The sequence below is a fragment of the Streptomyces sp. GbtcB7 genome, from assembly GCF_019091445.1.
In the GTDB taxonomy this organism is placed as follows: domain Bacteria; phylum Actinomycetota; class Actinomycetes; order Streptomycetales; family Streptomycetaceae; genus Streptomyces; species Streptomyces mirabilis.
Genome location: NZ_JAGXJM010000036.1, coordinates 74,909 through 88,883 on the forward strand (window position 1 = coordinate 74,909; position 13,975 = coordinate 88,883).

Genomic DNA, 13,975 nt, shown 5'->3' on the forward strand with positions numbered 1-13,975 from the left:
CTCGGCGAACTACTTCTCGATGATCGCGAGCACGTCGCGAGCCGAGAGGACGAGGTACTCCTCGCCGTTGTACTTCACCTCGGTGCCGCCGTACTTGCTGTACAGCACGATGTCGCCGGTGCTGACGTCGAGCGGCAGGCGCTCGCCGTTCTCGAAGCGGCCCGGGCCCACGGCGAGGACGACGCCCTCCTGGGGCTTCTCCTTCGCGGTGTCCGGGATGACCAGGCCAGAAGCCGTGGTCTGCTCGGCGTCCAGCGGCTGGACCACAACACGGTCCTCGAGCGGCTTGATGGCAACCTTGGAGCTGGTGGTCGTCACGATCCGACCTCCCCCTTCGGAGATCTCACGGGGTTAACTGTCTGAGGTGGCGACCAGGTGGATCCGTCGTCGCGGGTGCCGGACCTGCCCGTCGCTATTGGCACTCTCCAGGGGGGAGTGCCAGGGCCGAGACTATGACCGCGATTAGCACTCGGTCAAGCGGAGTGCCAAAGCGTCCGGCGTGGCGTGGGGTTTTTGGGCACCCGGCGCCCGTGTCGGCGTACCCCCGAGCCGAATGGTCAGAGGTAGTTCTCCAGGCGCGCAGGCGTGAAGCCCTCCGCCTGGATGCGTCGCAGGAGTCTGATCGTCGCCTCGGTGAGGTTGGGTTCCTCGAAGCCGGAGAGGATGTCACCCGGTCGCAGGCGGCGGGCGTCGGGCTCCCGGCCGAGGACGACGGCCGCGACCCCGCAGTCGGCGGCGGCGTGCAGCGTGGTGGTGTCGTAGGTGCCGTAGGGGGGACGGAAGAGCCGGGGGCGGACGCCGAAGCGGGCCTTGAGCTTCTCCTGCTGGCCGCAGATCTCGGCCCGCTGGCCCGCGTACGGCAGTCCGCGCAGCGAGGCGTGGTGGAGGGTGTGGTTCTGCACGCTCGCGCCGACCGTCCGCAGCTGGGCGAAGTGCCCGTACCCCGGCCCGACGACACTGTCCGTGAGGAACATGCTGACCGGCAGCCGCAGTTCACGGACCATGTCGACGAACCGCGGATCGCGCTCGGCACCGTCGTCGTACGTCAGGAAGACCACCTTGTCGCGGGTGTGTACGCGGTCCACGACGGGGGCCAGCCCCGGCGCCGCGCCACGGAGGGCGGGCCGGGCGGGTTGCCGCGGCGCGGCGGCGAGCGGGGTGGGCAGCCCCCAGTGCCGGTACGTCGCCGGGGTCGGCCCGTTCGGCCTGGACCTGCGCACCTCCTGCGCGGCCTTCTTGCCCAGCCGTTCGATCGGGTCGACGGACTGGGCACAGCCGGTGCAGCCGGTCAGGAGCGCCGCGGTGAGCGCCCCCGCGACCAGCGCCCGCGTTCTCACAGGTAGTCCTCCAGCCGTGCCACCGCGTACCCCTTGTCGGTGACCAGCTTCAGGAAGCGGCGGATCATGTCGGGCATGGTGCCGTCCCAGTCCTCCCTGCCGCGGAAGTGGGTGAGGACGATGTCGCCGGGGTGCAGGTCGCGGTCCCAGTCGCGGTACTCCCAGTGGTCGACGAAGACCTCCTCGTCCCAGATCGGCGCGTACTTGATGCCGCAGGACTTGGCGGCACGCAGGGTGTCCCGGTTGTAGTTGCCGTAGGGCGGCCTGAAGACCTTCGGACGCTTGCCGAACTGCTTCTCCATGATGTCCTGCATGCCGCAGATCTCGTGCCGCTGCTCCTCGTACGACAGCCCCGGCAGGTAGGGGTGGGTGAGGGTGTGGTTGTTGAGGGTGACACCCCGGTCGCGCATCTTCCGGAAGTACCCGTAGTCGTCCTTGATCAGGTAGTTGCTCAGGAAGGCGGTGTACGGGATCTTCAGGTCGCTCATCATCCTGAGGAACGCCGGGTCCTTCTCGGAGCCGTCGTCGATGGTGAGGAAGACGACCTTGTCCTTGGTGGGGACGGTCGTGAAGACCGGCGGCAGGCCGAGCTCTTCCTGATCGGTGACCTCGAAGCCGTCGCGGGGTCCGATGACCGGCTTCCTCGCCGGAGCCGGCGGCGCGGCCAACGGGACCTTCACGAGCCCCCAGTGCTTGGCCGCGACGGCCCGGGCGGCCTGCTGCGCGCGGAGTCTGGCGGCGTAGGAGTCGAGGGCGCGGGCCGGGGGCGCGTGCAGCGCCTGCTGGGGTCCCTCGACGGGACGGGCGCCGTTGGTGTCGTCGTCGGCGCAACCGGACGCGAGGGCGGCGACGGCGAGGACGGCCACCCCGCCCCACGCGCGCGCCCTCTTTGCGTTGTTTTTGTACTTTTGTCGTACTGGTCGCATGGTGTCGGATCCTCGCAGGCCACCGCCCGTCCGGGTCTCCGACACCGCGACCGGGGGCGCACCGTCCACCGACTGGCCCACACCCACCCGCACTGACCGACAATGGGCCGGTGAACGACGTCTCCTTCGCCTCTCTCCTCACCCCCGAGGGCCGCGCCCTGCTCGACGAGGTGCGCGGCACCGAACCCGCCCAGGAGCTCGCCGTCGCCACCCGGCTGCGCCGCGACCACCCGGCCGAACTGGTCTCGGCCGCACTCGGGCAGGCGCGGCTGCGGCAGCGGGCGGCGGCGAAGTTCGGCGCCGAGGACGCGGAGCGGATGTACTTCACCCCGAACGGGGTCGAGCAGTCGACGCGCACCACGGTCGCCACCCATCGCGCGCGGCGGCTGCGGTCCCTGGGTGTGCGCTCGGTCGCCGACCTGTGTTCCGGCATCGGCGGCGACGCGATCGCGCTGGCCCGTGCCGGGGTCCGCGTCCTCGCCGTCGACCGCGACCCGCTGACGGTGGCGGTGGCGCACGCGAACGCCGAGGCGCTCGGGCTCGCCGATCTGATCGAGGTGCGCGAGGCCGATGTCACCGAGGTCGACACCCAGGCGTACGACGCGGTCTTCGTGGACCCGGCGCGGCGCGGCGGACGCGGCCGCATCTTCGATCCGGAGGCGTACTCGCCCCCGCTCTCCTGGGCGATCGCGACGGCCCTGAAGGCCCCGCTCGCCGCCCTGAAGATCGCCCCTGGCATCCCCCACGAGGCGGTCCCCGCCGAGGCCGAGGCCGAGTGGATCTCGGACGCCGGTGACGTGAAGGAGGCGGTGCTGTGGTTCGGCACCGAGCCGGGGCTGGTGCGGGCCACCCTGCTGCCCGGCCCGCGCGAGCTGCGCGGCCGCGGCCTGCCGGACCCCGCGGTGCGAGCGGTCGGGCGCTACCTGTACGAGCCCGACGGCGCCGTCATCCGCGCCCATCTGGTCGCCGAGGTCGCCGAGGAGGTCGACGGTGGGCTCGTCGACGAGACGATCGCGTACATCACGGCGGACGAACTGCGCCCGACGTCGTACGCCGCCGCCTACGAGATCACCGACCGGCTTCCCTTCAACGTGAAGAAGTTGAAGGCGCTGCTGCGGGAGCGGGGGGTCGGGGTACTGACGGTGAAGAAGCGGGGGTCGGCGGTCGAGCCGGAGGAACTCCGCAAGAAGGCCCTGCCCAAGCAGCACGGCCCGCACTCGGCCACCGTCTTCCTGACCAGGGTCGCGGGGGCACCGACGATGCTGCTCGGCCACCCGGCCCAGCGGCACGCCTCCTAACGGCAGTCCCGCGCCCTCGTCTCGAGCAGCTCGCGTTCCCGTTCGTTGCGGGCCAGGCCCGCGGCTCGTTCGAACTCCGCGCGGGCCTCCTTCGTGCGGCCGAGGCGGGCCAGCAGATCGCCTCGGACGCTGGGCAGCAGGTGGTAGTCGCGCAGGGCCGGTTCGCCGGCCAGCCGGTCGACGATCTCCAGCGCCGGGGCAGGGCCCTCGGCCATGGAGACGGCCACGGCGCGGTTCAACTCGACCACGGGAGACGGGGAACGGGTCGCCAGCAGCCCGTACAGGGTGGCGATCTGCCCCCAGTCCGTGTCCTCGTACGCGTACGCCTGGGCGTGGCAGGCGGCGATGGCGGCCTGGAGGGCGTACGGGCCAGGGGGTCCGGTGGTGACGGCGCTCGCCCGGCCGAGGGCGGCGAAGCCGCGGCGGATCAGCAGGCGGTTCCAGCGGCGCCGGTTCTGGTCCTTGAGGAGGACGGGCTCGCCCGAGGGGCCGGTGCGGGCGGCGGCGCGGGACTCCTGGAGTTCCAACAGGGACACCAGCCCGTGCACTTCGGGCTCCTTGGGCATCAACTCGGCGAGCACGCGGGCCAGTCGCAGCGCGTCCTCGCACAGGGCGGGGCGCAGCAGGTCGTCGCCCGCCGTGGCCGCGTACCCCTCGTTGAAGACCAGGTAGATGACCTCGAGCACGGACCCGAGGCGGGCCTCGCGGTCCGGGCCGTAGGGGACCTCGAAGGGGACGCCCTTCGTCGCCAGGGTCCGTTTGGCGCGCACGATGCGCTGGGCGACGGTCGCCTCCGGGGCGAGGAAGGCGCGGGCGATCTCGGGGGTGGTCAGACCGCCGACCAGGCGCAGGGTGAGGGCGATGCGGGCCTCGGCGGAGAGGACGGGGTGGCAGGCGGTGAAGACGAGCCGCAGCAGGTCGTCGTCGATGTCGTCCGGGTCGGAGGGTTCGTCGAGGTGGTGCGGGGCGGTCATCGAGAGGTCCCGCCCCACCTCCGCCAGCTTGCGCGCGTACTGCTCCCTGCGGCGTACGAGATCGATCGCGCGGCGCCTGGCCGTGGTCGTCAGCCACGCGCCCGGGTTGTCCGGGACCCCGTCCCGCGGCCACTGCTCCAGCGCCGCGACCAGGGCGTCCTGCGCGAGCTCCTCGGCGATGCCGACGTCGCGGACGATGCGGGAGACGCCCGCGATGATGCGGGGCGACTCGATCCGGAAGATCGTCTCGACGGCTTCGACGGCACCTCTGGTGGCCCCGGACGGGTCCGGCGGTGTGACGGGCGTGACGGCGGGCTGCTGCTCTTCCACAGCCCACCATCAGACACCCGCGACGGCCGCAGGCCAAGGAATGCTCAGCCCTCGGCGATCTCCCGCACCTCGCAGGTCACCGTCCAGTGCTCCTCGTGCACCTTCAGGAACCGCTTGGTCCACTCCAGGGCCTCGGCCATGTCCTTGCACTGCATGAGCGCGTAGCCGCCGACGACCTCCTTGGACTCGGTGAAGGGCCCGTCGGTGACGGACAGCTGCCCGCCCGCCCAGTGCACCCGCTTGCCCTGGGCGGACGGCGTCAGCCCGGCGGTGTCGAGCATGACCCCCGCCTTGGTGATCTCCTCGATCAGCTCGCCCATCCGCTGCATCAGCTCCGGGCTCGGGCCCTCGGCGGGCGCGGTGCTCTCGTCGATCTGGACCAGCGACAGGTAACGCGGCATGGTGACTCCTCGTATCCGTGGTGCCTCGGAGGCGGGGCTTCTCCCTGCCTCTCACCCGTGCGTCGAACGGGAGACACCGGTTTCGACACCGTCCCCGAAATTCTTTGAACTTTCTCGCCGGGCGCTGCCGCGGGGTTCGTGTGGGCAGGGTCCTCGTATGCCCTTCGACCACAACGATCACTACCACCGGATGCTGCTGCGGAAGTTGCCGAAGCACGGGCGTACCGCTCTCGACGTCGGCTGTGGCACCGGGGGTTTCGCGCGGCGGATGGCGGCGCGGGGTTATGAGGTCGACGCCGTCGATCCGTCGGCCGAGGTGATCGCCGTGGCGCGGCGGATCGGAGGCGGCCCCCGGTTCCGGCGGACGGACGCGGCCTCCGCCGGGCTGCCGAAGGGGCACTACGACGTCATCACCTGTCTGGCGAGCCTGCACCACATGCCGTTCGGCACGGTGACCAGGTTCCGGGAGGCGCTCGCGCCCGGCGGGGTGCTGCTGGTGCTGGGCTGCTACGCGGGGATCACCTGGTGGGACCTCGCCGCCGTGCCCGCCAATGCCGTGGCACGGGCGGGGGTGGCGGTGGGTGAGCGGCTGCGGGGAAGCGAAGTCGTGTCCCTGCGGGCGCCGGTGCGCGAGCCGCGGATGTCGCTGGCGGACGTCCGGAGCGAGGCGGACCGGCTGCTGCCCGGCTCCCGCGTCCGCCAACTCCTCTACTGGCGTTATCTGTTGACGTATCGGGTCGGCGGGGTCGACCGGGTCACTTGAGCGAGGCCCACAGGTCGCTCGCCTCCGGCTCGTCGGCCACCACCCGGTTGGGGTTCGACGGAGCCGTCACCACCGGCATGGTGATCGTCTTGACCTTGTCGGAGGAGAGGGACTTCAGACTCTGGCCGAGCTTCATCAGTTCGCCCAGCGAGTCGAGCCCCGTGTCCGTCGTCAGACTGCCGGTGACGGCGTCGGCGACCTTGTAGAGCTTGGTGGGGTCGGTCAGCAGGGACGTCGACGCCATCTGTTCCAGCAGTGCCTTCACCAGCTTCTGCTGGAGGCCTATGCGCCCGAGGTCGCTGCCGTCGCCTATGCCGTGCCGGGTACGGGCCAGCGCCAGGGCCTGGGTGCCGCCCAGGTGGTGGGTGCCCGCCTTCAGGTGCAGATGGCTCTTGTCGTCGTCGATGTTCTGGTCCGTCGTGACCGTGACGCCGCCGAGCGCGTCCACCAGCTTCGCGAAGCCGGAGAAGTCGATCTCGATGTAGTGGTCCATGCGGACGTCGGTGAGGGACTCGACGGTCTTCACCGCGCAGACCGGACCGCCCACCGAGTAGGCGCTGTTGAACATCGCGTTGTACGCCACCGAGGTCGCCCCGCCTGACGAGGTCGGGCACGACGGGCGGGTCACCAGGGTGTCCCGGGGAATGCTCACCACCGTCGCCTTGGTCCGGCCCTCGTCGATGTGGACGACCATCGCCGTGTCGGAACGGGCGCCCGAGCTGTCACCGCCCCCGAGCGCGGCGTTCGCCTTCCCGCTGCGCGAGTCGGAGCCGAGGACCAGGATGTTCAGGGCGCCGCTCGGCAGCGGGGCGGCCGAGGCGGACGCGGACGCCGACGGGGTCGACACCGCCTTCGCCGGACGGTCGTCGCCCAGCGCGCTGTTGATGTCCACGCTCTTGATGTTCTGGTTCAGATGCCAGTAGACCCAGCCCGCCCCCGCCACGGAGAGCACGAGGACGCCGGCGAGCGTGATGCCGGCGGCTTTCAGCAGACCTCTCCGCCGTCCGGCACGTCTCGCGGCGCCCTCGTTCCCGTCCCCGCTCTCGACCCCGTTCCCGTCCCCGCGCCCGGCCCCATGTCCGCCCCCGCGCTCCTCTTCTGCAGTCACGCGGAGGAACGTAAGTCCGAATTATTACGAGCAGGAACCTCTTCTGGGGTTTCCTTCGGAAAATCTAAGACTTCTCACGCCGCCCTCAGCCCAGCGTCACCGTGGGCAACGGATTGCTCCCGCTCCATGACGCGTTGAACCCGAACGTCACTGATCCGCCGTTCGGTACCGTTCCGTTGTAGGAGGCGTTCGCGCACGTCACCGCCGCACCGGACTGGGTGCAGTCGGCGTTCCAGGCCTGGGTGATCCGCTGGCCCGCGCCGTACGTCCAGCTCACCTTCCACGACGACAGCGCGGCCCCGGAACAGGCGATCCTCACCTGCCCCGTGAACCCCGTGTTCCACTGGCTCTGGACGCTGTACGTCGCCGTGCAGGCACCCGTGGGCGGTGGTGTCGTGGTCCCGCCCAGTGAGCCCGCGATCGCGTAGTACGCCGGTTTCGGCACGTAGTTCTCGTCGTACGGGGTCGCCGCGCCGTAGCCGGAGAAGACGTCCGGGATCCAGGAGTCGGAGTCGGTGAAGCCCCAGACGGTGACGCCGTAGCACCGGGACACCGCCACGCACGCGTCGAACACGGCCTTGTAGTCGGCGGCCTGCTGCGTCAGCTTCGCGCTGTCGGAGGGGAGTTGCATACGGATGTCCAGCTCCGTGACCGCCACATCGACGCCGAGGTCGGCGAAGCGCTGGATGTTCTGCTGGAGCGTGGACGGCACCTGGCCGAGGATGAGGTGGGCCTGGAGGCCGACCCCGTCGATCGGGACGCCGCGCTCCTTCAGCGACTTGACCAGGTTGTAGAGGGCGGTGCTCTTGGCGTTGACGCCCTCGACGTTGTAGTCGTTGATGTAGAGCTTGGCGCTCGGGTCGGCCGCGTGCGCCCAGGTCAGGGCCTGGGCGATGTAGTCGGAGCCGAGGCCGTTGTACCAGAGGGTCGAGCGGTAGGTGCCGTCCTCGTTGAAGGGCTCGTTCACCACGTCCCAGGCGGCCAGCTTGCCCTTGTAGCGGGTGACCTCGGTGCTGATGTGGTCCTGAAGCAGCGCGCTGAGCTGGGCGGACGTCCAGGTGCCGTTCGTCAGCCAGCTCGGGTTCTGGCTGTGCCAGACCAGTGTGTGGCCGCGCACCTGCTGGTTGTGGGCCTGCGCGAAGGCCACGATCTGGTCGGCCTCGGCCCAGTTGTAGGTGCCGCGGGTGGGCTCGACGGTCTCCCACTTCATGGCGTTGCCAGGAGTGAGCGAGTTGAACTGGGCCCCGGCGATGTCGCCGTACGTCCCCGTCAGCTTGGACCCGGTGACGGCGGTGCCGATGGCCTTGCCCTTGGCGGCGGCGAGGTCGCGCAGCGGGGTGTCGGCCGCGTGGGCGGCGGGGGCCGCGACCAGCAGGGCGCCGAGGGCGGCGATGCCGGTGAGGACGGACCCCAGGGATAAGCCTGTTCTCAGAGATCTCATGCGGGTGCCTCCGAAAGTTTCGGTCTTGCAACCGATTGGCTTCGGAGGAGTGTGGAGCGGGATGCCCCACGCGTCAATACGTCCACTTCACGCCAGGCCGACCGCCGGAGGCGCCCCCGTACTGCTGCGCACCACCAGACTCGTCGCCAGCTCCACCCTGGTTCCCGCCGCCGGCCGCTCCTCGCGCCCCAGCTCCAGCACCAGTTTGGCCGCCGCCTCCGCCATCTCCGTCAGCGGCTGTCGTACGGTCGTCAGCGGCGGCCCGACCCAGCGTGCCACCGGCAGATCGTCGAACCCCACGACGCTCAGGTCCTCCGGGATGCGCAGGCCCAGCTCGCGGGCGGCCTCGTACAGGCCGAGCGCCTGGAGGTCGTTGCCGGTGAAGACGGCCGTCGGGCGGTCGGGGCGGCGCAGCAGGTCGAGGCCCAGCCGGTAGCCGTCCTCGTGGTGGAAGTTCCCGACTCTGATCAGCTCCGGGTCCACCGGCAGTCCCGCCGTCTCCAGCGCCGCCCGGTATCCGTCGACGCGCGCGCGGCTGCACATCATCCGCGAGGGCCCGCTGATCGCGCCGATGCGCCGGTGCCCCAGGTCGACGAGATGGCGGGTCGCGGCCAGCCCGCCGTGCCAGTTGGTGGCGCCGATGGACGGCACGTCGTCGCCCGGGTCGCCCGCCGGGTCCATCACCACGAACGGGATGGACCTGCTGGTCAGCAGCGCGCGCTGGGACTCGTCCAGCCGGGACAGGACGAGGATCACGCCGTGCGGGCGGCGGGCGGCGACCTGGTCGGCCCAGGTCCGCCCGGGGGTCAGCCGCCCCGCGCTCTCCGAGAGGACGACGCTCAGCCCCTCGTCCCGCGCCACGTTCTCGACGCCCCGGATCACCTCCATCGCCCAGGCGCTCTCCAGCTCGTGGAAGACCAGGTCGATGAGGGGTGAGCGGGTCGCCTCGGCCCGGCGGCGCCGGTAGCCGTACGCGCGCAGCAGCTCCTCGACCCGGGTGCGGGTGGCCGGGGCGACATCGGCCCGGCCGTTGAGCACCTTCGAAACAGTCGGCGCGGAGACGCCGGCCTCGCGGGCGATCTCGGCGAGGGTCGCGGTCCCCGAGGAACGGTCCGCCATCCGCTTCTCCACGGGCTTCGCGGGATTCATGGGCGCGATCGTATCCCCGGGTGCACGCCGGGCGACCCCTCTCCGACCTCAGTAAGGTCCGTAACATTCGGAGACTGGCGGGAAACATTCGGTCGCCGCGGGAACCGACGGCTCACTTCACGCGCACCTCGCACCGCATCCGCCGCTCCCGGCCCACCACCCGCTCGGGCCCGGTCAGCGTCACCAGCACCGCATACCGCACCCCGCCCTCGGCGCTGGACGCCCCCAACCGCAGCTCCAGCTCCCCCGGTTCGACGATCCGGTCGCCGTCCGGGCCGGTGTACGCGGCCAGGTCCGCCGGGACCGTGAAGTGGACCTCCGCCGACGCGCCCGCCTCCAGCGGCACCCGCGCGTAGCCCACCAGCCGGGCCACCGGACGCGCCACCTTGCCGACCGGGTCGTGGAGATAGAGCTGCACGACCTCGGTACCGGCCCGCTCCCCCGTGTTGCGGACGGTCAGCCGCAGGGTCGTCTCGCCGTCCGTCGGGAACGCGATGTCGTCGACCGACGGCGCCTGCCAGTCGTACGTCGTGTAGGACAACCCATGTCCGAAGGGGAACAGCGGCGTCGGGTCGAGGTTGCTGGCCCCGCTGCGCTGTCCGAGCGGCGGCGCGAGATACGTCCACGGCTGTCCGGCCCGCTCGCGCGGCACGCTCACCGGGAGCCGCCCCGACGGGTTCACCCGCCCGGACAGCACCCCGGCCACCGCGGGACCTCCCTCCTGTCCCGCGAAGAACGCCTGCACCACCGCCGCGCACCGGTCCGCCCAGCGCCCGAGCGCGTACGGCCGCCCCGACAGCAGCACCAGCACGACCGGTGTCCCGGAGGCCAGCGTCTTGTCGACCAGCTCTCCCTGCCCCTCGGGCAGTTCGAGATCGGCCGCGTCGCACCCCTCGCCCGAGGTGCCCCGCCCGAACAGCCCCGAGCGGTCGCCGACCGCGACCACACACACGTCGGCGGCCACCGGATCGTCGGTGAACTCCACATCCGGCAGTTCGGCGCGCAGCGCCTCCAGCAGCGTCGGCACGCCCACCCCCATCTCGACCTCGGGGTGGTCGAGGAGGACATGGCGGGGAAAGGTGTAGCAGCCGAGCATGGCCGCGGGATCGTCGGCCAGCGGACCGAGCACGGCGATCCGCCGCACCCCGGACGCCAGCGGCAACGTACCCCCGTTGGCGAGCAGGACGACCGACTCCTCCGCCAACTGCCGGGCCAGGGCCCGCATGTGCGGCGGATCGAGGTCGACGGATCCTGAGTCCGCGGGCTCCGCCGCCCAGTCCGGATCCAGCAGCCCCAGTTCGCACTTCTGCGTCAGCACCCGCAGCGCGGCCCGGTCCACGAACTCCTCGTCGAGGGGCCCGGAGCCGTAGCAGCGCACGGCGGGCAGCTCGACGTCCACGCCCGCCGCGAGCGCGAGCGCGGCCGCCCCCGAAGGGGAGTCGGTGAGCCCGTGCGCGGACTCCAGGAGGGACACCCCGAAGTAGTCGGCCACGACCGTGCCGGTGAACTGCCACTCCTCCCGAAGGAGTTCGGTGAGCAGCGGGCGGTGCGCGTGGGCGGGCAGTCCGTCGAGGTCGTTGTACGAGGCCATCACCGAGCGCGCCCCGCCCTCCCGTACGGCCATTTCGAACGGCGGCAGGATGACGTCCGCGAGTTCGCGCGGGCCGAGCGACGCGGGCGCGTGGTTGCGGGCGCCGCGGGAGGCCGAGTAGCCGGCGAAGTGCTTGAGGGTGGCGACGACGCCCGCCGACTCCAGTCCCTGGACGTAGGCGGTGCCGACGGTCGCCACGAGGTAGGGGTCCTCGCCGATCGACTCCTCCGTACGGCCCCAGCGGGGATCGCGTACGACATCGAGGACCGGGGCGAGGCCCTGGTGGACGCCGACCGAGCGCATCGAGGCGCCGATCGCCGCCGCCATCTCCTTCACCAGGGCCGGATCGAAGCTCGCGCCCCAGGCGAGCGGGGTCGGGAAGACCGTCGCCTGCCAGGCCGTGAACCCGGTGAGGCACTCCTCGTGGGCGAGCGCCGGCAGCCTGAAGCGGTTCGCGGATCGGATGCGCTCTTGGAGGGCGGCAAGACGGGCGGCGCCCTCGGCCGGGTCGACCGGTGCGGTGCCGAAGGGGCGGGTCAGCTGGCCGAGCCCGTGCGGGAGCAGCCTCGTCAGGTCGACGTCCTCGGACAGGGCGTGCTGCATCGGCGCCATGTCCCCGCCCGGGGTCTGGTTCGAGCCGGGCCAGACGCTGTAGAGCTGGGCGACTTTCTCTTCCGTGGTCATACGAGCGAGCAGATCGGCGGCGCGGACGCCTGCGGGCAGAGCGGGGTCCTGCCAGGGGTCGGTCATGTAACTCCTCACATCCACAGGGGCATCTGGAGGGGCTGGCGTTCAGCCCTTGGTCGCGCCGAGCGTGATGCCGCCGATCAGCTGTCGTTCGGCGACCGCGTAGAAGGCCAGGGCGGGCGCCATGGCGAGGACCAGATAGGCGAAGATGCGGGCCACGTCGGAGGCGTACTGGCCCTGGAACTGCTGGATGCCGACGGGGACGGTCCACCAGGTGGGTTCGCTGAAGACGAGCAGGGGGAGCAGGAAGTTGTTCCAGCTGCCCACGATGGCGAGGACGGAGACGGTGCCGAGCGCCGGGCGGGCCAGCGGCAGCAGGATGCGCCAGAAGAAGCCGAACGAGGAGCAGCCGTCGAGGGTGGCCGCCTCCTCCAGCTCTCCGGGGATCTCCCGGAAGAAGCCGCGCAGGATGACGATCGTCATGGGCAGGCCGAACGCGGCCTGGGGCAGGATCACGCCCCAGGGGTTGTCCAGCAGCCCGAAGGTGCGCAGCAGGATGAACAGCGGCAGGATCGCCACCGCGAAGGGGAACATCAGCCCCATGGTGAAGACGGTGAAGAGCACTTCCCTGCCCCGGAAGGCGAACCGGGCGAGCGCGTAGGCGGCGAGCGCCGACGCCCCCACGGTCAGCAGGGCGGTGGCGACCGCGATGAGGGTGCTGCTGCCGACGGAGCGCCAGAACGGTCCCGAGCCGAGCAGCGAGGTGTAGTTCGAGGTCACCCAGGGGTGGGGAAGGCCGAAGGTGTTGCTGGAGAGCTGGTCGGTGGACTTGAAGCCGGAGATGAGGGCGTACAGCAGTGGGGTCACCATGACCGCGCCGACCAGCCACAGGATCACGTACACGGGCAGCGTGCGCAGCCTGCGACGGCGTACGACACTCTTCGGGACCGTGTTCTTCCGGACGGTGCTCTTCACGAGCGCGCTCATCGGGTGGCTCGCATGGTGGTGATGGCTCCTTCGGTGTCGCGGCGCAGCACGAAACGCTGGTAGGCGAGGGCGAAGACGAGGCTGATCAGGAACATCGCCACGCTGATCGCGCTGGCATAGCCCATCTGGTAGCGCTTGAAGCCGTACTGGAACATGCTGATGACCATGGTTTCGGAGTGGTGGTCGGGACCGCCCGCGGAGATCACCCACACCAGGTCGAAGAGCTGGATGGCGCCGATCACGGACAGGAACACGCTGATCCGCAGGGTCGGCGCGAGCAGCGGGAGCGTGACGTGGCGGAAGCGCTGCCAGCTGCCGGCGCCGTCGATGCGTGCCGCCTCGTGCAGCTCCGCCGGGATGCCCTGGAGGCCTGCCAGGTAGAGCATCATGTGGAAGCCGAAGTACTTCCAGGTCATGACCAGGAAGAGGGTGGGCAGGACGGTGTTCTGGCCCGCGAACCAGAGCCCGCCCAGGCCGTCGAGACCGACCGCGCCGAGGACCTTGTCGGCGAGTCCACCGCCCGGCGCGAAGATCATGCCGAACAGCACGCCGGTGATGACCTCGGACAGGATGTACGGCGCGAAGAACAGCATCCGGTAGACGGCCCGGCCGCGCAGTCTCTGGTTGAGCAGCACGGCCATGGCGAGCGCGAACGGCAGCTGGAGGACGAGGGAGAAGGCGACGAGCAGGACGCCGCGCCACAGGTCCCCGAGGAACACCGGGTCCTGGAAGAGCCGGGTGTAGTTGTCGAACCCCACGGAGTCGGTGGGCGAGCCGAATCCGCCCCAGTTGAAGAAGCTGACGTAGAAGGCGTAGCCCATCGGCAGGAGGACGAGCATCCCGAACAGGGCGAGCGCCGGGACCGTGAAGACGAAGGCCGCGAACCAGTCGCGTACGCGCCGCAGGGCGGGACGGCGGGGCCCCCCGCCCGGTGAAACGGCCGTCACGCCGGTCGACTTGCCGAGATCGGGCACATACGTCGA

The 13,975-nt window shown here is 71.0% G+C and carries 13 protein-coding genes; 2 read left to right on the plus strand and 11 right to left on the minus strand.

From position 1 onward, the window contains the following. Positions 1 to 9: 9 nt before the first annotated feature. From groES to KVT44_RS42620, 3 genes are all read right to left on the minus strand, one after another. Entirely contained in the window at positions 10 to 318 is a 309-nt protein-coding gene (groES, locus tag KVT44_RS42610; protein ID WP_060901476.1) for a co-chaperone GroES, read from the minus strand. Positions 319 to 557: 239 nt separating this feature from the next. Beyond that, positions 558 to 1,337 (minus strand): polysaccharide deacetylase family protein, encoded by a 780-nt coding sequence (locus tag KVT44_RS42615; RefSeq protein WP_099921091.1) that lies wholly within the window; start codon positions 1,335 to 1,337, stop codon positions 558 to 560. Then, on the minus strand, positions 1,334 to 2,263 hold the full coding sequence (locus tag KVT44_RS42620) for a polysaccharide deacetylase family protein (protein ID WP_217573300.1): 930 nt from the start codon (positions 2,261 to 2,263) through the stop codon (positions 1,334 to 1,336). The genes KVT44_RS42615 and KVT44_RS42620 overlap by 4 nt, the downstream gene beginning before the upstream one ends. Positions 2,264 to 2,373: 110 nt before the next feature. On the opposite strand from KVT44_RS42620, the gene KVT44_RS42625 reads away from it, so the two are divergent. After that, complete coding sequence (locus KVT44_RS42625) at positions 2,374 to 3,561, plus strand: methyltransferase domain-containing protein (protein ID WP_217573302.1); 1,188 nt, start codon at positions 2,374 to 2,376, stop codon at positions 3,559 to 3,561. Here KVT44_RS42625 and KVT44_RS42630 read toward each other — a convergent pair. Both KVT44_RS42630 and KVT44_RS42635 read right to left on the minus strand, forming a co-directional pair. Then, positions 3,558 to 4,865, minus strand: coding sequence for an RNA polymerase sigma factor (locus tag KVT44_RS42630; protein WP_308314262.1), 1,308 nt, complete (start codon positions 4,863 to 4,865; stop codon positions 3,558 to 3,560). The two genes, KVT44_RS42625 and KVT44_RS42630, sit on opposite strands and share 4 nt — an antisense overlap. 44 nt (positions 4,866 to 4,909) lie before the next feature. Further along, complete coding sequence (locus KVT44_RS42635) at positions 4,910 to 5,266, minus strand: YciI family protein (RefSeq protein ID WP_099921093.1); 357 nt, start codon at positions 5,264 to 5,266, stop codon at positions 4,910 to 4,912. A 157-nt stretch (positions 5,267 to 5,423) separates the two neighbouring features. Here KVT44_RS42635 and KVT44_RS42640 point away from each other — a divergent pair, with 157 nt between their 5' ends. After that, on the plus strand, positions 5,424 to 6,029 hold the full coding sequence (locus KVT44_RS42640; RefSeq protein ID WP_217573304.1) for a bifunctional 2-polyprenyl-6-hydroxyphenol methylase/3-demethylubiquinol 3-O-methyltransferase UbiG: 606 nt from the start codon (positions 5,424 to 5,426) through the stop codon (positions 6,027 to 6,029). Here the strand turns inward: KVT44_RS42640 and KVT44_RS42645 are convergent. From KVT44_RS42645 to KVT44_RS42670, 6 genes are all read right to left on the minus strand, one after another. Beyond that, positions 6,022 to 7,020, minus strand: coding sequence for an LCP family protein (locus KVT44_RS42645; RefSeq protein ID WP_217573350.1), 999 nt, complete (start codon positions 7,018 to 7,020; stop codon positions 6,022 to 6,024). The two genes, KVT44_RS42640 and KVT44_RS42645, sit on opposite strands and share 8 nt — an antisense overlap. Positions 7,021 to 7,222: 202 nt before the next feature. After that, entirely contained in the window at positions 7,223 to 8,578 is a 1,356-nt protein-coding gene (locus KVT44_RS42650) for an endo-1,4-beta-xylanase (protein WP_217573306.1), read from the minus strand. A gap of 87 nt (positions 8,579 to 8,665) precedes the next feature. Further along, positions 8,666 to 9,727, minus strand: a complete 1,062-nt coding sequence (locus KVT44_RS42655) for a LacI family DNA-binding transcriptional regulator (protein ID WP_217573307.1) — start codon at positions 9,725 to 9,727, stop codon at positions 8,666 to 8,668. Positions 9,728 to 9,839: 112 nt separating this feature from the next. After that, on the minus strand, positions 9,840 to 12,068 hold the full coding sequence (locus KVT44_RS42660; protein ID WP_217573308.1) for a glycoside hydrolase family 3 N-terminal domain-containing protein: 2,229 nt from the start codon (positions 12,066 to 12,068) through the stop codon (positions 9,840 to 9,842). Positions 12,069 to 12,110: 42 nt separating this feature from the next. Continuing rightward, positions 12,111 to 12,875, minus strand: coding sequence for a carbohydrate ABC transporter permease (locus KVT44_RS42665; protein WP_254650676.1), 765 nt, complete (start codon positions 12,873 to 12,875; stop codon positions 12,111 to 12,113). Between the two features lie 113 nt (positions 12,876 to 12,988). Next, positions 12,989 to 13,831 carry a carbohydrate ABC transporter permease gene (locus KVT44_RS42670; RefSeq protein ID WP_254650677.1) on the minus strand — a complete coding sequence of 281 codons (843 nt, stop codon included), beginning with the start codon at positions 13,829 to 13,831 and terminating at the stop codon, positions 12,989 to 12,991. Between the last annotated feature and the right edge of the window lie 144 nt (positions 13,832 to 13,975).